Genomic DNA, 19,317 nt, shown 5'->3' with positions numbered 1-19,317 from the left:
GCCGCGGCCGGTGTCACGCACCGGCCGGACTCCCCCCGAGATCCGAGTGGATCCCCCTCGGCGGAAGGCCGGCGGACCCCCCGCCGACCGGCTCGCCCCGACCCGATCCCGCGCGAAGGACGAATGTGTCGACAGTGAGTGAACCCGTCAGCCTCTCAGCCCCTAGGGGGGCGGACACGGGCCTGACCCCCAAGCAGCTGGCGGACAAGTACGGCCTGACGGTCAGCGGCAGACGGCCCGGCCTGTTCGCGTACTCCAAGCAGCTCTGGGCCCGGCGCCACTTCATCTGGGCCTTCGCCACCGCGCGTCTGGTGGCCCAGTACACCGACGCCAAGCTCGGGCAGGTCTGGCAGGTCGTGACGCCGCTGCTCAACTGCGCGGTGTTCTACCTGGTGTTCGGCGAGATCCTGGCCAACAAGGACGACAACCCGTACTACGTGCCGTGGCTCTGCATCGGCGTGTTCATCTTCCAGTTCACGCAGAACGCGGTGCAGTCCGGCACCCGGGCGATCGCGGACAACCTCGGGCTGATCCGGGCGCTGCACTTCCCGCGCGCCTCGATGCCCATCTCGTTCACCCTGATCCAGCTCCAGCAGCTGATGATCTCGATGGTCGTGCTGTTCGTCGTGGTGCTGGCGAGCGGCGTCTCGCCCGGCCGCACCTGGGTGCTGGTGATCCCCGCCCTGCTGCTGCAGTCGATGTTCAACACCGGTGTCGCCCTGATCTTCGCCCGGATCGGCGCCAGGACCAGCGACATCTCCCAGCTGATCCCGTTCGCGATGCGCGCCTGGCTGTTCCTGTCCGGCGTCATGTACAGCATCCAGGACAAGATCAAGGAATGGCCGCCGTTCTGGCAGACGGTGATGGAGATCAACCCCGCCTCCGTCTACATCGACCTGGTCCGCCACGCGCTGGCGCCGGTCATCTACAACAAGCACGAAGCGGTGTTCCTGGAGTTCCCGCCGCACCAGTGGAAGTACGGCATCGCCTGGGGTGTCGGCATGCTGGTCATCGGATATGTCTTCTTCTGGAAGGCCGAGGAGGAGTACGGCCGTGGCTGACACCGACCTGCGCAAGAGCGCGCCGGGCAAGGGCGCGCTGGGCAAGAACGACCTGCCCAAGACCCGTCCGATCTTCGACGCCGACGTGGCCCGCGAGCCCACCGTCGTCGTCGACGACGTCCACATCGTCTACCGGGTGCACGGCGCCGGTTCCGGCAAGGGCAGCGCGACGTCCGCGCTGAGCCGGATCATCAGCCGCAAGCGCTCCGCCGGCGTGCGCGAGGTGCACGCCGTGCGCGGCATCAGCTTCACCGCGTACAAGGGCGAGGCGATCGGCCTGATCGGCTCCAACGGCTCCGGCAAGTCCACCATGCTGGCGGCCATCGCGGGCCTGCTGCCGACCGAGCACGGCGGCATCTACACCAACGGCCAGCCCTCGCTGCTCGGTGTGAACGCGGCCCTGATGAACGAGCTCACCGGTGAGCGCAACGTCGTCCTCGGCTGCCTGGCGATGGGGATGTCGCCGGCCGACGTGAAGAGCCGCTACCAGGAGATCGTCGATTTCTCGGGCATCAACGAGAAGGGCGACTTCATCTCGCTGCCGATGCGCACCTACTCCTCCGGCATGGGCGCCCGGCTCCGGTTCGCGATCGCCGCGGCCAAGACCCACGACGTGCTGCTGATCGACGAGGCGCTGGCCACCGGTGACCAGGCCTTCCAGGCGCGCAGCAAGAAGCGGATCAAGGAGCTGCGCGACGCCGCGGGCACGGTCTTCCTGGTCAGCCACGACAACGCCTCGATCCGCGAGACCTGCGAGCGGACCATCTGGATCGAGCACGGCGAGCTGGTCATGGACGGGCCGACCGAGCTGGTCGTCGGCTGCTACGAGCGCGGCGAGCGCCCGTAGCACCGCACACCCGACCGTGAGGGAGGGCCGGCCGCCGGAGGTGATCCGGGGGCCGGCCCTCCTGCCGTTCGTGCGCCCCGGATCCGCCCGTCGTGCCCCGGGTGGCCCGCCGCCGCCCGGGTGAGCGCCCCGTGCGCCGGGCGAGGCGCTCTTCTCCGGCGCGGCCGACGGTGTCAGGCTGTAGGCGCGGGGGTGGTGTGCCGGACGTGACTCCCGTGGTCGGACGCGTGTCCGACTCGGGCCGATCAGCGGAGCGGTGTAGAACGGGGGAGTGACAGCAGTGTCGGCTTCGGCCCAGCCCAGTAGTGAGTCCCGCCCCGGTGGCGCCCCGGCGGAGAGCCCCGTGGGGGCGACCCTGGACAAGGCGGGCGCGGAGAACTTCCCGGTCGCCCCGTTCTTCCTGCCCGCCGCGTGGCGCGACGACCTGATGGCCGTCTACGGATTCGCCCGGCTGGTGGACGACGCCGGCGACGGCGACCTCGCCGACCCGGCCGGCACCGCCGCACTGCTCGGGGTGGCCGGACCGCCCGCCGCCGTGACCCGTTCGGCGCAGCCCGGGCCGGCCGAGACCGCGTTCCGGCTGGCCCTCCTGGACGGGCTGGAACACGACCTCGACCGGGCGTTCGAGAGCGCCCTGCACCCCCGGACCGCCGAGGCCCCGCGGCACCCCCTGATGCGCTCCCTCGTCCCGCTGCTGGACCGGCACGGGCTGACCCCGGAGCCGTTCCGCCGGCTGATCGAGGCCAACCGGGTCGACCAGACCACCGCCCGGTACGCCCGCTACGAGGACCTGATCGAGTACTGCACACTCTCCGCCGACCCGGTGGGCCGCATGGTGCTCGCCCTCGCCGACGTCGCCACCCCCGAACGGATCGCGCTCTCCGACGCCGTCTGCAGCGGCCTCCAGATCGTCGAGCACATCCAGGACGTCGCCGAGGACCTCGCCCGCGGGCGGATCTACCTGCCGGCCGAGGACCTCGCCCGGTTCGGCGTGACCGAGGCCGACCTCGCTGCGCCGACCGCCGGCGGCCCGGTCCGCGAGCTGATCGCCTTCGAGGCGGAGCGGGCCCGGACCCTGCTCGACCGGGGCGCGCCCCTGGTGGGTACGGTTCGGGGGAGGCTTCGACTGCTCCTGGCGGGATTCACCGCCGGCGGCTACGCGGCCCTGGCGGCCGTCGAGGCCGCCGGGTACGACGTACTCGCCCAGCAGGCGAAGCCTGACAAGCGCCGCCTCGCAGTGAAGGCGGCGGCCATCTTCGCGAAGGGAAGGTGAACGCCCGCGTGGCGGCATCACCACTGGCGTCGGCGCCGGTCATGGCGGCGTACCGGTACTGCGAGGCAGTGACCGGGCTGCAGGCCCGCAACTTCAGCTACGGGATCCGGCTCCTGCCGGAGCCGAAACGGCTGGCCATGTCGGCCCTCTACGCGCTGGCGCGCCGGGTGGACGACATCGGCGACGGCGACCTCCCGGCCGACCGCAAGGCCGAGGCCCTGCTGCGCACCCGCGAGCTGCTGGACGAGGTCCGGGCCGGCTCGGTGGCGGAGGACGACACCGACCCGATCAAGGTGGCCCTGGCGGACACCGCGCGGCGCTTCCCGATCCCGCTCGGCGGCTTCGACGAGCTGATCGACGGGGTCGAGATGGACCTCAAGGGCGCCGAGTACCAGACGTACGAGGAGCTCAAGGTCTACTGCCGGTGCGTGGCCGGGGCGATCGGCCGGCTCTCGCTCGGCGTCTACGGCTGCGACGACCCCGAGCGCGGGGCCCGCTACGCGGACACCCTCGGCCTGGCGCTCCAGCTCACCAACATCCTCCGCGACCTGCGCGAGGACGCCCTGAACGGCCGGACCTACCTGCCCGCCGAGGACCTGGTCCGGTTCGGCTGCCAGGAGGGCTTCGCCCTGTCCAGGCCGCCGGTCGGTGCCGACTTCACCGGCCTGATCGCGTTCGAGGCCGCCAGGGCCCAGGCCGCCTTCGAGGAGGGCCTGCGGCTGCTGCCGATGCTCGACCGCCGCAGCCGGGCGTGCACGGCCGCGATGGCGGGCATCTACCACCGGCTGCTCGGCCGGATCGCGGCGGACCCGGAGTCCGTCCTGCGCGGCCGGGTCTCGCTGCCGGGCTGGGAGAAGGCGTACGTCGCGCTTTCCGGGCTCGCCGGGGGGCGTTCTTGATTCTTGCCACAGTTCTGTCACGCTGTGTCAGCGGGGAATCACTTATGGGTAGAGCCGTGTTGACCGCTGTGTTGGGCACGACCGTACTGATCACGGGCGCACCGGCCACGAACGGGCCGCGCGTCGGACACGAGGGGGAGGGCCGATGACCGGGCGAGCCGATGCCGCGCGCCCGGCCGCCGTGGTGGTCGGCGGCGGTCTGGCCGGCATCACCGCGGCGCTGCGGCTGGCCGAGGCCGGCCACCGGGTCACCCTGGCCGAGGGCCGCCCCCGGCTCGGCGGCCTGGCCTTCTCCTTCCAGCGCGGCGAGCTGACCGTCGACAACGGCCAGCACGTCTACCTGCGCTGCTGCACCGCCTACCGGGGCCTGCTGGACCGGCTCGGCGCCGGCCGGCTGGTCCACCTCCAGGACCGGCTCGACGTCCCCGTGCTGGGCGTCTCCGGGCCCGCCGACGCCCCGATCCGCACGCTCGGCCGGCTCGGCCGCGCCGCCCTGCCCGTCCCGTTGCACCTGGCCGGCAGCCTGGCCCGGTACCCCCACCTGGGCCCGCTCGACCGGGCCCGGGTGGTCCGCGGCGCGCTCGCGCTCCAGCGGCTGGACCTCGCCGACCCGGCGCTCGACGCCGTCTCCTTCGGTGACTGGCTGCGCAGCCGGGGGCAGAACGAGCGGACCCTGGCCGCCCTCTGGGACCTGGTCGGCGTCGCCACCCTGAACGCGCGGGCCGACCAGGTGTCGCTGGCCCTGGCCGCGATGGTGTTCAAGACCGGGCTGCTGTCCGACCCGGGTGCCTCCGACATCGGCACGGCCACCGTCCCGCTCGGCACGATCCACCACGACCGGGCGCTCGCCGAACTGGAGCGGGCCGGGGTGAAGGTCCTGCTGCGCGCCCGCGTGGCGGAGCTCAAGCCGGCCGCGCCGCAGCACGCCGTCCGGCTGGAGGGCGACGGCGAGCCGCTCGCCGCCGACACCGTGGTGCTGGCCGGCGCCCAGGACACGGCCGCCGCCCTGCTGCCGCCCGACGCGATCCCCGGACAGTCCCGGCTGGCGGAGTTCGGCACCGCGCCGATCCTCAACGTGCACGTGGTCTACGACCGCAAGGTGCTGCGCAAGCCGTTCTTCGCCGCACTCGGCTCGCCGGTCCAGTGGGTCTTCGACCGCACCGCGCACTCCGGTCTGGCCGGCACCGAACTCGGCCGGGCCCACCCCGGCGCCCAGTACCTGGCGCTCTCGCAGTCCGCCGTGCAGGACGAGATCGACCTGCCGGTCGCGGAGCTGCGCGACCGGTACCTCCCCGAGCTGGCCCGGCTGCTCCCCGCCGCGGGCGGGGCCGAGGTGCTGGACTTCTTCGTCACCCGCGAGCGCACCGCCACCTTCGACCCGGCTCCCGGGACGGCGGCGCTGCGCCCCGGTCCGCGCACCGGGGTCCCCGGCCTGCTGCTGGCCGGCGCGTGGACGGCCACCGGCTGGCCCGCGACCATGGAGGGCGCCGTGCGCAGCGGCCATGCCGCCGCCGACGCCGTGCTCGCCGCCGACGGCCACCGCCTTCCGGCGGACCGCGGCGACGGGAGGTGGCCCAGGTGACCCGGGGCCCGCTCGGCGGCGACCCCGGCGACCCCGCCAGACCCGGCGGTCACGCCCCAGGTTCCGGCGGCCCCACCGGTCCGACCGGCCGCATCGACATCGCCAGCGCCCGGCCGTCCCACGCGGCCCGGCACCACCAGGGAGAGGGAACGCACGTGGAGTCACGCACCGGCACTGCCGTCGGAGGCACGGCGCACGCCGAACCGGTCTCGGTGCCGGAGCTGCTCGACCGCAGCCGCACGCTCTGTACCCCGCCGCTGCGGGCCGCCGTCGCCCGTCTGGCGGCGCCGATGGACACCGTCGCGGCGTACCACTTCGGCTGGATCGACCGGGACGGCACGCCGGCCGCGGGGGACGGCGGCAAGGCTGTCCGCCCCGCCCTGGCCCTGCTCTCCGCCCGGGCCACGGGGGCTCCGGCGGAGACCGGTGTGCCGGGCGGTGTCGCTGTTGAACTGGTGCACAACTTCTCCCTGCTCCATGATGATCTGATGGACGGTGACGAGACCAGACGCCACCGGGCCACCGCCTGGACGGTCTTCGGTCCGGCCCAGGCGATCCTGGTCGGTGACGCTCTGGCCACGCTCGGTACGGAGGTGCTGCTCGACGCCGCGACCGCGGGCGGCGCGAGCCCCGCCGATGCCGCGCGCGCCGTCCGGCTGCTCACCACCGCGACCCGTCGGCTCATCGACGGGCAGGCGATGGACGTCGCCTTCGAGCAGCGGGACAGCGTCACCGTCGCCGAGTGCCTGGAGATGGAGGGCGGCAAGACCGCCGCCCTGCTCGCCGCCGCCTCGGCGATCGGCGCCGTCCTGGCCGGCGCCGACGACCGGGTCTCGGGCGCCCTCCAGCGGTACGGCCACCACCTGGGCCTGGCCTTCCAGGCGGTGGACGACGTGCTCGGCATCTGGGGTGCCACCGAGGTGACCGGCAAGCCGCACTGGGGCGACCTGCGCCAGCGCAAGAAGTCCCTGCCGGTCGCCGCCGCGCTCGCCGAGGGCGGCGCCGCGTCGCGCGAACTGGCCGAGCAGCTCGCCGACCCCAAGGGGCGCGGCGAGGAGAGCGAGGCCGAGCTGGCCGCCCGTGCCGCGCTGATCGAGCAGGCCGGCGGGCGGGACTGGACCCGGGAGGAGGCCCGCCGCCAGCACACGACTGCCCTCGCCGCCCTGGACGAGGTGCCCATGCCCGACGGGGTGCGCGAGCACTTCGTCGCACTCGCCGAATTCGTGGTGGTACGAGAGAGGTGACGTTACGTTGACAGCAACCGCGGACGGCCGGCTCGACCCTGAGTACGATTCCGAGCCGGTCGCGGTGGGGGGCCTCCCCCCGGCGCTGCTGAGCGCCGGGCGGCGGCAGCCCGAGGGGTCCGCGCCGGCCCGCCAGGCCGGCCGGACCGAACAACAACAGGAACAGCCCGCCTCCGCCGAGGAGGCCCTGGCCCGCGCCACCACTCACCTGCTCTCCCTACAGAGCTCCGAGGGGTGGTGGAAAGGCGACCTGGAGACCAACGTCACCATGGACGCGGAGGACTTACTGCTCCGGCAGTTCCTCGGCATCCGGACGGAGGAGCAGACCAAGGCCACCGCCGAGTGGATCCGCTCCCAGCAACGGGAGGACGGCACCTGGTCCACCTTCCACGGCGGGCCCGCCGAGATCTCCACCACCGTCGAGGCCTACGTCGCCCTCAAACTGGCCGGCGACGACCCCAACGCACCGCACATGCTGGCCGCCGCCCGCTGGATCCGCTCCGCCGGAGGCATCGCCGGGGCCCGGGTCTTCACCCGGATCTGGCTGGCGCTCTTCGGCTGGTGGCCGTGGGAGCGGCTGCCCGAGATGCCGCCGGAGATCATCTTCCTGCCGAAGTGGCTCCCGCTGAACATCTACGCCTTCGGGTGCTGGGCACGGCAGACCATCGTCCCGCTGACGGTGGTCTCCGCGCACCGGCCGGTGCGTCCGGCCCCCTTCCCGCTCACCGAGCTGCACACCGACCCGGACGACCCGTACCCGGTCAGGCCGCTCGCCCGGGCCACCACCTGGGACGGCGTCTTCGAACGCCTGGACAAGGTGCTGCACGCCTACCATCGCCGGGCCCTGCGCCCACTGCGCAAGCTCGCCGTCGCCCAGGCCTGCCGCTGGATCGTCGAGCGCCAGGAGGCCGACGGCTGCTGGGGCGGCATCCAGCCGCCGGCCGTCTACTCGCTGATCGCCCTGCACCTGGAGGGCTACGAACTGGACCACCCGGTGATGCGGGCCGGCCTCTCCTCCTTCGACCGGTTCACCGTCCACACCGAGGACGGCCGGCGCTGGCTGGAGGCCTGCCAGTCACCGGTCTGGGACACCTGCCTGGCGACCGTCGCGCTGGCCGACGCGGGTCTGCCGCCCGACCACCCCGCGCTGGTCTCCGCCGTCGACTGGATGATCGGCGAGGAGATCACCAGGCGCGGCGACTGGTCGGTCCAGCGGCCCTCGCTGGCCCCCGGCGGCTGGGCCTTCGAGTTCGAGAACGACACCTACCCGGACATCGACGACACCGCGGAGGTGGTGCTCGCGCTCTGCCGGGTCGCCCACCCCGACCCGGCCAAGGTCGGCGGCTCGATCGACCGGGGCGTCCGGTGGAACCTCGGCATGCAGTCCAAGAACGGCGCCTGGGGCGCGTTCGACGTCGACAACACCAGCACCCTGCCGAACAAGCTGCCGTTCTGCGACTTCGGCGAGGTGGTCGACCCGCCGTCCGCGGACGTCACCGCACACGTGGTGGAGATGCTCGCCGAGGTCGGCAAGGCCCGTGACCCGCGCACCCGGCGCGGCGTCGAGTGGCTGCTGCGCAACCAGGAGGCCGACGGCTCCTGGTTCGGCCGCTGGGGCACCAACTACATCTACGGGACCGGCTCGGTGCTGCCCGCGCTGGTCGCCGCCGGTGTGCCCGCCGAGCACCCGGCGATCCGCCGGGCCGTCCGCTGGCTGGAGGACCGGCAGAACACCGACGGCGGCTGGGGCGAGGACATGCGCTCCTACGAGGACCCGGCGCGCTGGGCCGGGCGCGGCGACTCCACCGCCTCGCAGACCGCCTGGGCGCTGATGGCGCTGCTCGCGGCCGGCGAGGGACCGGACGGCCACGCCAACCCGGCCGTCGAACGCGGGGTCGACTGGCTGGTCCGCACCCAGTTGCCCGAGGGGACCTGGGACGAACCGCAGTTCACCGGCACCGGCTTCCCGTGGGACTTCTCCATCAACTACCACCTGTACCGGCTGGTCTTCCCGGTCACCGCGCTGGGCCGCTACCTGCACGGCAGCCCCGCCACCGGCCGGTTCGCCCCCGGTACCCCGACGATCGGGGCGTCCCGGTGAAGCCCGCCCCGCTGCTGGTCCTCTGCGCGCTCGGCCCCGAGGTGTGGGCCCTGCGCGGAGGGGACTGGCGAGGCTCGGCCGGCGGCCCGCCGGTCCTGGTCCGCACCGGTGTCGGCCGGCGCCGGGCCTCGCTCACTGTCCGGCGACTGCTCACCGCGGCGCCCGGCGGCTACGGCGCCGTCGTGGTGGCCGGCTTCGGAGCGGCCGTCGCACCCGGGGTGACGCCCGGGGACGTGATCGTCGCGGACGGGGTGCGCGACGCCGAGGGGAACCACTTCGCCGTCGACTCCGGCCCGACACTGACCCGCGCCCTCAGGGAGCGGGGCCTGACCGCCCACACCGGCGTGCACCACACCGCCGACCACGTGGTGCGCGGGCTCGAACGGCGCGCCCTGCACCTTCAGGGAGCACTCGCCGTCGACATGGAGGCGGTCGCGGTACTGGCCGCGCTCCGCGAGCTGCGCCCCGCCCTGCCCGCCGCCGTGCTGCGGGTCGTGGTCGACACCCCCGAGCGCGAGCTGCTGCGCCCGGGAACCCTGCCGGCCGGCGTCCGCGCCTGGCGGACCCTGCGGGCGACGGTGCCCGCGCTGGTCGACTGGCACCACCGGAACCGGCAGGACCGGGACCGACCGTCACCCGGCACCCTCAACCACCCCACACCCTCGACGCTCCCTCAGGAGGCGAGCTAGCCATGGCCATGCCGTTGCGCCAGACCGTGCGGGTCGGCACCTACCTGATGCAACAAAAGCTCAAGCGGCGCGACAAATTCCCGCTGATCGTCGAACTGGAACCGCTCTTCGCCTGCAACCTGGCCTGCGAGGGGTGCGGCAAGATCCAGCATCCGGCAGGTGTGCTGAAGCAGCGGATGCCGGTCGCCCAGGCGGTCGGCGCGGTGTTGGAGTCGGGGGCCCCGATGGTCTCGATCGCCGGCGGCGAGCCGCTGATGCACCCGCAGATCGACGAGATCGTCCGGCAGCTGGTCGAACGCCGGAAGTACGTCTTCCTCTGCACCAACGCGCTGCTGATGCGCAAGAAGCTCGACAAGTTCACGCCCTCGCCGTACTTCACCTTCACCGTGCACATCGACGGCCTGCGGGAACGGCACGACGCCTCGGTGGCCAAGGAGGGCACCTTCGACGAGGCGGTGGAGGCGATCAAGGAGGCCAAGCGGCGCGGCTTCCGCGTCACCACCAACAGCACCTTCTTCAACACCGACACCCCGCAGACCATCATCGACGTGCTCGACTACCTCAACGACGACCTCAAGGTCGACGAGATGATGATCTCCCCGGCCTTCGCCTACGAGAAGGCGCCCGACCAGGAGCACTTCCTCGGCGTCGAGCAGACCCGGGAGCTGTTCCGCAAGACCTTCGCCGGTGGGAACCGGCGGCGCTGGCGCCTCAACCACAGCCCGCTCTTCCTGGACTTCCTGGAGGGCAAGGTCGACTTCGAGTGCACCGCCTGGGGCATTCCGAACTACTCGCTGTTCGGCTGGCAACGGCCCTGCTACCTGATGGCCGACGGGTACGTGCCGACCTACCGCGAACTGATCGAGAAGACCGACTGGGACAAGTACGGCCGCGGCAAGGACGCCCGCTGCGCCAACTGCATGGCGCACTGCGGCTACGAGCCGACCGCCGTCCTCGCCACCATGGGCTCGCTCAAGGAGTCGCTGCGGGCGATGACCGAGACCGTCGGCTCCGGCCGGAGGCGCTGAGCGCACACCGTCGGCGGGCGGCGCGACCGCCGTACCGCCCCGCCCGGCCCGGGCCTCCGCGCCCGGGCCGGGCCACCCCGCCAGGCGGGGTACCACCGCACCGCTCCGAGTCGTGAGGTGAACCCGTGTCACTGCTCTCCAGCGTCACTTGCCCGGCGGACCTGCGAAGACTCCCGGCCGCCGAACTGCCCCGGCTCGCCGACGAGATCCGCGACTTCCTGATCGACGCCGTCACCAGGACCGGCGGCCACCTCGGCCCGAACCTTGGGGTGGTCGAACTGACGATCGCCCTCCACCGGGCCTTCGACTCCCCGTACGATCGGATCGTCTGGGACACCGGCCACCAGAGCTACGTCCACAAACTGCTCACCGGTCGCCAGGACTTCTCGAAACTCCGCTCCAGGGGCGGACTCTCCGGTTACCCCTCGCGGGCCGAATCCGAACACGACCTGGTCGAGAACTCGCACGCCTCGACCGCCCTCTCCTACGCCGACGGCCTCGCCAAGGCCGCCCAGCTGCTCGGCGAGCACGACCGGAACACCGTCGCGGTCATCGGCGACGGCGCCCTCACCGGCGGCCTCGCCTGGGAGGCGCTCAACAACATCGCCGACGCCAAGGACCGGCCGCTGGTCATCGTCGTCAACGACAACGAGCGCTCCTACGCGCGCACCATCGGCGGCCTCGCCAACCACCTCGCCACGCTGCGCACCACGCAGGGCTACGAGCGGTTCCTCTCCTGGGGCAAGGACGCGCTGCAGCGCACCCCGGTCGTGGGCCAGCCGATCTTCGACGCGCTGCACGGCGCCAAGAAGGGGTTCAAGGACGCCTTCGCGCCGCAGGGCATGTTCGAGGACCTCGGGCTCAAGTACCTCGGCCCGATCGACGGCCACGACCTGGCGGCCCTGGAGTCCGCGCTGACCAAGGCCCGCGGCTTCGGCGGCCCCGTGATCGTGCACTGCCTGACGGTCAAGGGCCGCGGCTACCGGCCCGCCGAACAGGACGAGGCGGACCGCTTCCACGCGGTCAACCCGATCGACCCCTACACCTGCCTGCCGATCTCGCCCAGCGGCGGGGTCTCCTGGACGTCCGTCTTCGGCGAGGAGATGCTCGCCATCGGCGCGGAGCGTCCGGACGTGGTGGCGATCACCGCCGCCATGCTCCAGCCGGTCGGGCTGGCCAAGTTCGCCAAGGCCCACCCGGAGCGGACCTTCGACGTCGGCATCGCCGAGCAGCACGCCGTCACCAGCGCCGCCGGCCTGGCCACCGGCGGGCTCCACCCGGTGGTGGCGGTGTACGCGACCTTCCTGAACCGCGCCTTCGACCAGGTGCTGATGGACGTCGCCCTGCACCGGCTGGGCGTCACCTTCGTGCTGGACCGCTCCGGGGTGACCGGGCCGGACGGCGCCTCGCACAACGGCATGTGGGACATGTCGATCCTCCAGGTCGTCCCCGGCCTGCGGCTCGCCGCGCCGCGCGACGCCGACGAACTCCGCGTCCAACTGCGCGAGGCGGTCGAGGTCGCGGACGCCCCGACCGTGGTCCGCTTCCCGAAGGGGACCGTCGGTCCGGCCGTCCCGGCGGTCGAGCGGATCGGCGGCGTGGACGTCCTGCTGCGGACCGCCGAGCAGCCGGAGATCCTGCTGGTCGCAGTCGGCACCACGGCCGCCTCCGTACTGGACGCCGCCCGGCTGCTGCTCGCCGAGGGGTTCACCGCGACCGTGATCGACCCGCGCTGGGTCAAGCCGGTCGACCCGGCGTTGCCGGCCCTCGCCGCCGGGCACCGGCTGGTCGTCACCGTCGAGGACAACGGGCGCACCGGAGGGGTCGGCACGGCCGTCGCCCAGGCACTGCGCGACGCCGACGTGGACGTCCCGGTCCGGGTGCTCGGACTGCCGCAGGAGTTCCTCGGGCACGCCGCCCGCGGCGAGATCCTGGAGGAGACCGGCCTGACCGGTACCGGGGTCGCCGCCCAGACCGCCGCCTTCGCCAAGAACCTGCTACGGGCCAGAGGACTACCGAACCGAGGAGCGAACCAGCACCATGCCGGCTGACCCCGACGACCGCACCGAAGCGCGCTTCGACCTCGCCGCCCTGCTCGCCGAGCGCGGCGGCGAGCGGTACGAGCTGCAGAGCCGCTACCTCAATCCGCAGCTGTCGCGGATGCTGCACACCATCGGCTTCGACAAGTTCTACGAGCGTGCCAAGGGACAGTACTTCTACGACGCCGAGGGCAACGAGTACCTCGACATGCTCGCCGGCTTCGGCATCTTCGCGCTCGGTCGGCACCACCCGGTGGTCCGCTCGGCGATCCAGCAGGTGATGGACCTCGACCTGCCCGACCTGGTCCGTTTCGACTGCTCGCCGCTGCCCGGTCTGCTGGCCGAGCGGCTGTTGTCCCACACGCCCGGACTGGACCGGGTCTTCTTCGGCAACAGCGGCACCGAAGCGGTGGAGACGGCGCTCAAGTTCGCCCGGTACGCCACTGGCCGGAAACGGGTCCTCTTCGCCGACCACGCCTTCCACGGGCTGACCACGGGTTCACTCTCGGTCAACGGCGAGGGTGGCTTCCGCAAGGGCTTCGACCCGCTGCTCCCGGACACCGCCGTCCCGCTCGGGGACCTGGGGGCGCTGGCCAAGGAGCTGAAGCGGGGCGACGTCGCGGCCCTGATCGTCGAGCCGATCCAGGGAAAGGGCGTGCAGGCGCCCCCGCCCGGCTGGCTCCGCGCGGCCCAGGAGCTGCTGCACGAGCACAAGGCGCTGCTGATCTGCGACGAGGTGCAGACCGGCATCGGGCGCACCGGCGACTTCTTCGCCTACCAGTACGAGGAGGGCGTGCTGCCCGACCTGGTCTGCGCGGCCAAGGCGCTCTCCGGCGGCTATGTGCCGGTCGGCGCGACGCTCGGCAAGAGCTGGATCTTCGAGAAGGTGTACTCCTCGATGGACCGGGTGCTGGTCCACTCGGCCAGCTTCGGGTCCAACGCGCAGGCGATGGCGGCCGGGCTGGCGACCCTGGAGGTCGTCCGGGACGAGCAGGTGGTGGAGAACGCCGCCAAGGTGGGCGAGTACTTCCGGGAGCGGCTGACGGCGCTCGTCGACACGTACGAGTTGCTCGCCGAGGTGCGCGGGCGCGGTCTGATGATCGGCATCGAGTTCGGCCGACCGAAGTCGCTGAAGCTGCGGACCGGCTGGACGGCGCTGCAGGCGGCCCGCAAGGGGCTGTTCGCCCAGATGGTGGTCGTGCCGCTGCTGCAGCGGCACCGGATCCTCACCCAGGTGTCCGGCGACCACCTGGAGGTGATCAAGCTGATCCCGCCGCTGATCATCACCGAACGGGACGTCGACCGCTTCATGGACGCGTTCACCGAGGTGATGGACGACGCGCACCGGGGGAGCGGTCTGATGTGGGACTTCGGGCGGACCCTGGTGAAGCAGGCGGTCTCCAACCGCTGAGCGGTCCGGCCGGTCCGCGCGCCGGGGTGTGGGGGGAGTGGGAGGCCGGGCGTGCCGGCTTCCCACTCCGTGGGAGACGCCGCGTCAGAGCTCGGTCCGGCGGCGCCGGATCACGACGACGAGATCGACGACGGCGAACAGCGTGAGGACTCCGCAGGCCACGGCGAACCCGGCCAGGGTGGACCGGCTCGGCGCGCCGAACTCCGGGGCGTTCGCGGCCCAGACCGCGAAGCCCACGGTGGCCAGGGCGAACAACGGGGTGAAGGTCAACGAGAGCAGGTAGCGCAGCCGGAGGGCACTGCGGGCGGTGGCGGGCTCGGTGCCGCTGCGCCACCGGCGCGGGGCGGTGGTGGGCATCCGCGGTCACCTCCCGGGTCGGCCGCCGGTGCCGGCCACCGACGCCTGCCGTCGGTACGGGTCCTCGTACGGCGGTCTACGATTCCAGCGTACGTCCGGATGCGAGCCGGGGAGGGGCGATGACGGACGCCGACGCGGAAGGTTACGCGGGGCTGCGGGTGGAACGGGCCCAGGAACTGGCCCGGAGGCACGGATGGGCCTCGGTGCGGGTCATGGTGCAGGGAGCGGCGATGACCATGGACTACCGGGAGGGGCGGCTCAACCTCGCGGTGCGCGACGGGGTGGTGGTGCGCAGCTGGGAGGGGTAGCCGGGACGCTCGCCGGGACGTCCCGGCCGGCCCCGCCGGGCCCGGTCCTCGCCGGCGGCCGGCCGAGGCGTCGCTCGACGGCGAGGACCAGCGGTTCCAGCAGGGGGAGCGAGAGCAGGACGAGCAGGCCGGCCGCCCAGCCGGCCAGCACGTCCGTCACCCAGTGGGTCCCCAGGTAGACGGTGGTGAGCCCGACCGAGCAGGCGGTGGCGCCGGCGAGCACCGCCCCGGTGCGGCGCCACCGGCCCGCGAGGTAGGCGAGCACGCCCCAGGTGACCACGGCGTTGGCGGTGTGTCCGGAGGGGAATATGGTGCCGCCGGAGAAGAGCTCGGGCGAACCGACGTAGTGGGCGTAGTGCGGGCCCAGCCGGCCCGTGACGATCTTGACCGTGCCGACCGTGAGGTTGAGCAGCAGCAGCGCGGCGCCCGTCACCAGCAGCGGGCGGATCCGGCCGAGCCGGCGGGCGCGCCAGCCGATCCAGACGAGTACGGCGACGGCGGACGGGCCGCGCTGGCCGGCCACCACCCAGTTGTCCAGCAGTGGCTCCGGCCCTGGCCAGCGTTCGTGGGGCCGGGCCAGACGGACCGCCCAGTCCAGGTCGACCAGGGCGGTGTCGAGCAGCACCCCGGCGACGACGAGCAGGTAGCCGAGGCCGGTGAGGCTCAGCAGGACGGTCTGCCGACGGCCGAGCGGCGGCTGCGGGGACGGGCGGGAGGCGGGCCCGCGGGTGGTGCGCAGGCCCCGGCGGCGGGTGGTGGTCGGGGACTCCGGGAGTTCACTCGGCGCGTGCACGCCGGTGACCATACCCACCGCGTCCGGGTGATTCCCGGCGGAATTCGGAATTCTCCGACAAAGCCGTGAAGCGACGAAAACCGCAGTGTTCGGGGCCGGTTTTCCGACGATTTCGTTTCGAATGCCCGTCCGGTCGTCGCGCGGGATTTCCCTGGTGCCGGGAAAACGGACGGAGCGGGAGACCGGGTCGAGCCGGTTCCCACTCCGTGGTAACCCTGGGTAGGTCCGGTGCTCAGTCGAGCGGGCCGCCCGCGACGTAGACGACCTGGCCGGAGACGAATCCGGCCGCCTCGCCGGCGAAGAACGAGACGGCGTGCGCCACGTCCTCGGGCACGCCGACCCGCTGGACCGGGATCTGTGAGGCGGCGGCGCGCTTGAAGTCCTCGAAGTCCATGCCCACCCGGGCGGCGGTGGCCGCGGTCATGTCGGTGGCGATGAATCCGGGGGCCACCGCGTTGGCGGTGATGCCGAACTTGCCCAGTTCGATCGCGAGGGTCTTGGTGAAGCCCTGCAGACCGGCCTTGGCGGCCGAGTAGTTGGCCTGGCCGCGGTTGCCCTGGGCCGAGGAGGAGGACAGGTTGACGATCCGGCCGAAGCCGGCATCGACCATGTGCTTCTGGACCGCGCGGGTCATCAGGAAGGCGCCGCGCAGGTGCACGTTCATGACCGTGTCCCAGTCGGACTCGGTCATCTTGAAGAGCAGGTTGTCGCGGAGTACGCCCGCGTTGTTGACCAGGACGACCGGGGGACCGAGTTCGGCGACGATCCGGTCGACCGCGGCCTGGACCTGTCCGGCGTCCGAGACGTCGGCGCCGACGGCGACGGCGCGACCGCCCGCGGCGGTGATCCGGTCCACGGTCTCCCGGCCGGCGGCCTCCTCGAGGTCGAGGACGGCCACGGCGTAGCCGTCGGCGGCCAGCCGGAGGGCGGTGGCGGCCCCCAGGCCGCGCGCGGCGCCGGTGACGACGGCGACCCGGGGTGCGGTGGTCTGCTCGGTCATGCTCACTCTCGTCTCTCTCGGATCTCGCTCGCGATCTCCCAGGGATCTCCCAGGGATCTCCCAGGCGGCGCTCGGGGACCTCCGGGGGTCGTGCGGAGCGCCCGGGGAGGACGGGGGCCGTCGAGGTGGCCACACCCTACCGGTGAGTAGGGGGTGCGGCCAGGGCCGAAGGCGCAGGTGACCGAGGGTAAGGACCGACCGGTCGGCTTTCTCCTGCGAACGGGTTACTGCCGGGTCGGCGCGGCGCGTAAATATGCCAATGTTGCCGAACCTGCGTCTACTATCCGCCCCTGCCTGCCAGCGAGGGCCCGCCGTTTGTATAGTGTCCGCCAGCAGCCACCGGCTGCACGGCTGGAGCGCCCTCCCTCATAGCGGGACGCCCACTCGCCGTTACTGCCCCACCCGGGTGTCCCACACACACCGGGTGTGACATCGGGACGGATACATGGTGCTGGGGGAGATCCCGACGACCCGTGTGTCCGCGCGACTGCAGCAGTCGCCCGGACACCTGATCCGCGTTGCACAGCAGGTCCACACCCGTCTGTGGTCCGAACACGTCGGAGCCGATCTCACGGCTCCGCAGTTCGCGGTCCTGCTGGTTCTCGCCCTCGAACCGGGCGCTGACCAGCGAACGGTCGGAGAGCGTGCTTCGCTCGACAAGGCCACGATGGCCGAGATGGTCGCCCGGTTGGTCCGGCGCGGCCTCGTACTGCGGCGCCGAGACCCGGCCGACGGCCGGCGCAAGCTGCTCGCTCTCTCGCAGAGCGGCGCCCAGGCTGTCCGGGAGGCCACCGGCGGGGTGGTCCGCGTGCAGCGCACGCTCTTCGAGCCGCTGACTCCGGAGGAGCAGCTGGAGATCGTCCGTGTGATGGCCAAGATAGCCAGGCTGGAACCGGCTCAGGTCGCCGTCCTCACGGACGCGCGACCGATGCTGGACGCCCAGCGGGCGATCGGCTACCTCATCCGGGTGAGCCAGCAGGTGCACACCAAGCTCTGGACGGAGCACGTCGGTTCGGAGCTCACGGCGCCGCAGTACGCGGTGCTGGACGCTCTGGAGCTGGAGCCGGGCGCCGACCAGCGGACGGTCGGCGAACTGGCCTCGCTGGACAAGGCCACGATGGCCGAGATGGTCAGCCGGCTGGTCCGGCGCGGCCTGGTCCAGCGTCGCCGCGACCCCTCGGACGGACGGCGCAACCTGCTCTCGCTCTCACCGGCGGGGCAGGACCTGTTGCACCGCTCGGCCGCGGGCGTGGCGCAGGTCCAGCTGCTGCTGCTGTCTCCGCTGGAGGAGCACGAGCACGAGGCGGCGCTGGCGCTGATCGCCAAGGCGGCCAGGCTGTAGCTTTCGCTTCGAGCTTCAGCCAAAACGATTCGCCAACGGATCGGAGGCCGTCGACGGTTCGTGGTTCGTGCAGGTCGACGCGGCGCAGGCCGCCTTCCCGGAAGAGGGGGAGGCGGCCTGCGCCGTCGGCGGCACCCTGCGGGGCGCCGGACCGGGAACGGTCAGTTCCAGTCGAACTCCTGCGGGTCCGGACCGATCCGCTTGCCGGTGGCGATGCCCGCGACGGCCGCGAGGTCGTCGGCGTCCAGCTCGAAGCCGCCGACGTCGAGGTTCTCCTTGATCCGCGACGGGGTGACCGACTTCGGGATCGCGATGATGCCGCTCTGCAGGTGCCAGCGGAGCACCACCTGGGCGACGGTGCGCCCGTGCTTGCCGGCGATCCGCGCCAGGGCCGGCTCGGCGAGCAGATCCTTGCCCTGACCCAGCGGGCTCCAGGCCTCGGTGGCGATGCCGTGCTCCGCGTGGAAGGCGCGCAGCTCCTCCTGCGGGAAGTACGGGTGCAGCTCGACCTGGTTCAGTGCCGGCACCACCGAGGCCTCGTCGAGCAGGCGGGTGAGCTGCTCGGCCCCGAAGTTGGAGACGCCGATCGACTTCGCCCGGCCGTCGGCGCGCAGCTGCTCCAGCGCCTTCCAGACGTTGAGGTAGCTGCCGTGCATCGGGCGGGGCCAGTGGATCAGGTAGAGGTCGACGTAGTCGAGGCCCAGCCGGTCCAGCGACGCGTCGAACTCGCGCAGCACCGCGTCCCGGCCCTGCTCGCCGGACCAGTCGCGGGTGCCGGAGTTCCACAGCTTGGTGGTGATGTAGAGGTCCTCGCGGGCCAGACCGCCGGCGAGCGCCTCGGTGACCGCCTGGCCGGTGCCGGTCTCGTTCTCGTAGACCGCGGCGGTGTCGATCGAGCGGTAGCCGGACTCGAGCGCGGCGCGGACGGCGGGGGTGGCCTCCGCGTCCGGCACCTGCCAGACCCCGAAGCCGAGCTGGGGGATCTGCGAGCCGTCGTTGAGGGTGACAGTGGGGATGTTGCTCACGGGAAGGAGTGCCCTCTCCTGGTCGTCCATGGGGTTCCGATGGGGGCAACCTGCGGGGTGCCGGGAATGTTCCCGGCCCGCCAAAGAATTTTCCGACGCCTGGTACCGGCGTGCGCATCGGCTGTCCGGCGGCTGCGCGACGGCCACGTGGCCGGCCGCCCGACCGGCCGCGCGGCGGGACCGGCGCCCGTCGGGGTGCGGTGGACCGCCGGAAAACCTGTTGCGTAGGTCACATCCGGGTTGGCAGTCTCGCTGCCATGACCTCCTGACCGACCCCGGGCCGTGACCGCACCGGCCCCTCCGAGCCCTCCGCCCGCA

The 19,317-nt window shown here is 72.6% G+C and carries 17 protein-coding genes; 13 read left to right on the top strand and 4 right to left on the bottom strand.

Annotated elements, in window-relative coordinates:
• The first annotated feature begins 134 nt into the window (after positions 1-134).
• The 11 genes from PUR61_RS19735 (at position 135) to PUR61_RS19685 (ending at position 14,174) form a co-directional block, all read left to right on the top strand.
• On the top strand, positions 135-1,061 hold the full coding sequence (locus PUR61_RS19735; protein ID WP_380362178.1) for an ABC transporter permease: 927 nt from the start codon (positions 135-137) through the stop codon (positions 1,059-1,061).
• A gap of 70 nt (positions 1,062-1,131) precedes the next feature.
• Complete coding sequence (locus PUR61_RS19730) at positions 1,132-1,908, top strand: ABC transporter ATP-binding protein (protein WP_329880642.1); 777 nt, start codon at positions 1,132-1,134, stop codon at positions 1,906-1,908.
• 343 nt (positions 1,909-2,251) lie between these two features.
• The gene (gene hpnC, locus PUR61_RS19725) at positions 2,252-3,181 is read left to right on the top strand and encodes a squalene synthase HpnC (RefSeq protein WP_329880323.1); all 930 of its coding nucleotides are present in this window, start codon (positions 2,252-2,254) and stop codon (positions 3,179-3,181) included.
• A gap of 41 nt (positions 3,182-3,222) precedes the next feature.
• Complete coding sequence (gene hpnD, locus PUR61_RS19720) at positions 3,223-4,080, top strand: presqualene diphosphate synthase HpnD (RefSeq protein ID WP_329880641.1); 858 nt, start codon at positions 3,223-3,225, stop codon at positions 4,078-4,080.
• Positions 4,081-4,225: 145 nt separating this feature from the next.
• On the top strand, positions 4,226-5,662 hold the full coding sequence (gene hpnE / locus PUR61_RS19715; RefSeq protein WP_329880321.1) for a hydroxysqualene dehydroxylase HpnE: 1,437 nt from the start codon (positions 4,226-4,228) through the stop codon (positions 5,660-5,662).
• A 155-nt stretch (positions 5,663-5,817) separates the two neighbouring features.
• Positions 5,818-6,906, top strand: a complete 1,089-nt coding sequence (locus PUR61_RS19710) for a polyprenyl synthetase family protein (RefSeq protein ID WP_443035200.1) — start codon at positions 5,818-5,820, stop codon at positions 6,904-6,906.
• A gap of 7 nt (positions 6,907-6,913) precedes the next feature.
• Complete coding sequence (gene shc, locus PUR61_RS19705) at positions 6,914-9,007, top strand: squalene--hopene cyclase (RefSeq protein WP_329880320.1); 2,094 nt, start codon at positions 6,914-6,916, stop codon at positions 9,005-9,007.
• Positions 9,004-9,696 (top strand): 5'-methylthioadenosine/S-adenosylhomocysteine nucleosidase family protein, encoded by a 693-nt coding sequence (locus tag PUR61_RS19700; RefSeq protein ID WP_329880318.1) that lies wholly within the window; start codon positions 9,004-9,006, stop codon positions 9,694-9,696. The genes shc and PUR61_RS19700 overlap by 4 nt, the downstream gene beginning before the upstream one ends.
• Before the next feature lie 2 nt (positions 9,697-9,698).
• Positions 9,699-10,724, top strand: a complete 1,026-nt coding sequence (gene hpnH, locus PUR61_RS19695; protein ID WP_329880316.1) for an adenosyl-hopene transferase HpnH — start codon at positions 9,699-9,701, stop codon at positions 10,722-10,724.
• Positions 10,725-10,849: 125 nt separating this feature from the next.
• The gene (gene dxs / locus PUR61_RS19690) at positions 10,850-12,775 is read left to right on the top strand and encodes a 1-deoxy-D-xylulose-5-phosphate synthase (protein WP_329880315.1); all 1,926 of its coding nucleotides are present in this window, start codon (positions 10,850-10,852) and stop codon (positions 12,773-12,775) included.
• Entirely contained in the window at positions 12,765-14,174 is a 1,410-nt protein-coding gene (locus PUR61_RS19685; protein WP_329880313.1) for an aspartate aminotransferase family protein, read from the top strand. Before dxs ends, PUR61_RS19685 begins: the two co-directional genes overlap by 11 nt.
• Positions 14,175-14,258: 84 nt before the next feature.
• Here PUR61_RS19685 and PUR61_RS19680 read toward each other — a convergent pair whose 3' ends face one another.
• Positions 14,259-14,531 (bottom strand): DUF6343 family protein, encoded by a 273-nt coding sequence (locus PUR61_RS19680; protein ID WP_329880312.1) that lies wholly within the window; start codon positions 14,529-14,531, stop codon positions 14,259-14,261.
• Between the two features lie 119 nt (positions 14,532-14,650).
• On the opposite strand from PUR61_RS19680, the gene PUR61_RS19675 reads away from it, so the two are divergent.
• Positions 14,651-14,839: an I78 family peptidase inhibitor gene (locus tag PUR61_RS19675; RefSeq protein ID WP_329880311.1), complete on the top strand. Its 189-nt coding sequence runs from the start codon at positions 14,651-14,653 to the stop codon at positions 14,837-14,839.
• Here the strand turns inward: PUR61_RS19675 and PUR61_RS19670 are convergent.
• Together PUR61_RS19670 and fabG are read right to left on the bottom strand one after the other, a co-directional pair.
• Complete coding sequence (locus PUR61_RS19670) at positions 14,790-15,632, bottom strand: phosphatase PAP2 family protein (protein WP_329880310.1); 843 nt, start codon at positions 15,630-15,632, stop codon at positions 14,790-14,792. The genes PUR61_RS19675 and PUR61_RS19670 overlap by 50 nt on opposite strands.
• 232 nt (positions 15,633-15,864) lie before the next feature.
• Positions 15,865-16,632, bottom strand: a complete 768-nt coding sequence (fabG, locus tag PUR61_RS19665) for a 3-oxoacyl-ACP reductase FabG (protein ID WP_329880309.1) — start codon at positions 16,630-16,632, stop codon at positions 15,865-15,867.
• Between the two features lie 475 nt (positions 16,633-17,107).
• On the opposite strand from fabG, the gene PUR61_RS19660 reads away from it, so the two are divergent.
• On the top strand, positions 17,108-17,974 hold the full coding sequence (locus PUR61_RS19660) for a MarR family winged helix-turn-helix transcriptional regulator (RefSeq protein WP_329880307.1): 867 nt from the start codon (positions 17,108-17,110) through the stop codon (positions 17,972-17,974).
• Positions 17,975-18,135: 161 nt separating this feature from the next.
• Here the strand turns inward: PUR61_RS19660 and PUR61_RS19655 are convergent, their stop codons facing one another.
• Entirely contained in the window at positions 18,136-18,999 is an 864-nt protein-coding gene (locus PUR61_RS19655) for an aldo/keto reductase (RefSeq protein ID WP_329880638.1), read from the bottom strand.
• Positions 19,000-19,317: the final 318 nt, after the last annotated feature.

The sequence above is a fragment of the Streptomyces sp. BE20 genome (genome assembly GCF_036322525.1).
Classification (GTDB): Bacteria; Actinomycetota; Actinomycetes; order Streptomycetales; family Streptomycetaceae; genus Kitasatospora.
Note: the sequence above shows the minus strand (reverse complement) of the source record. Positions and strands in the feature narration are given on the sequence as shown.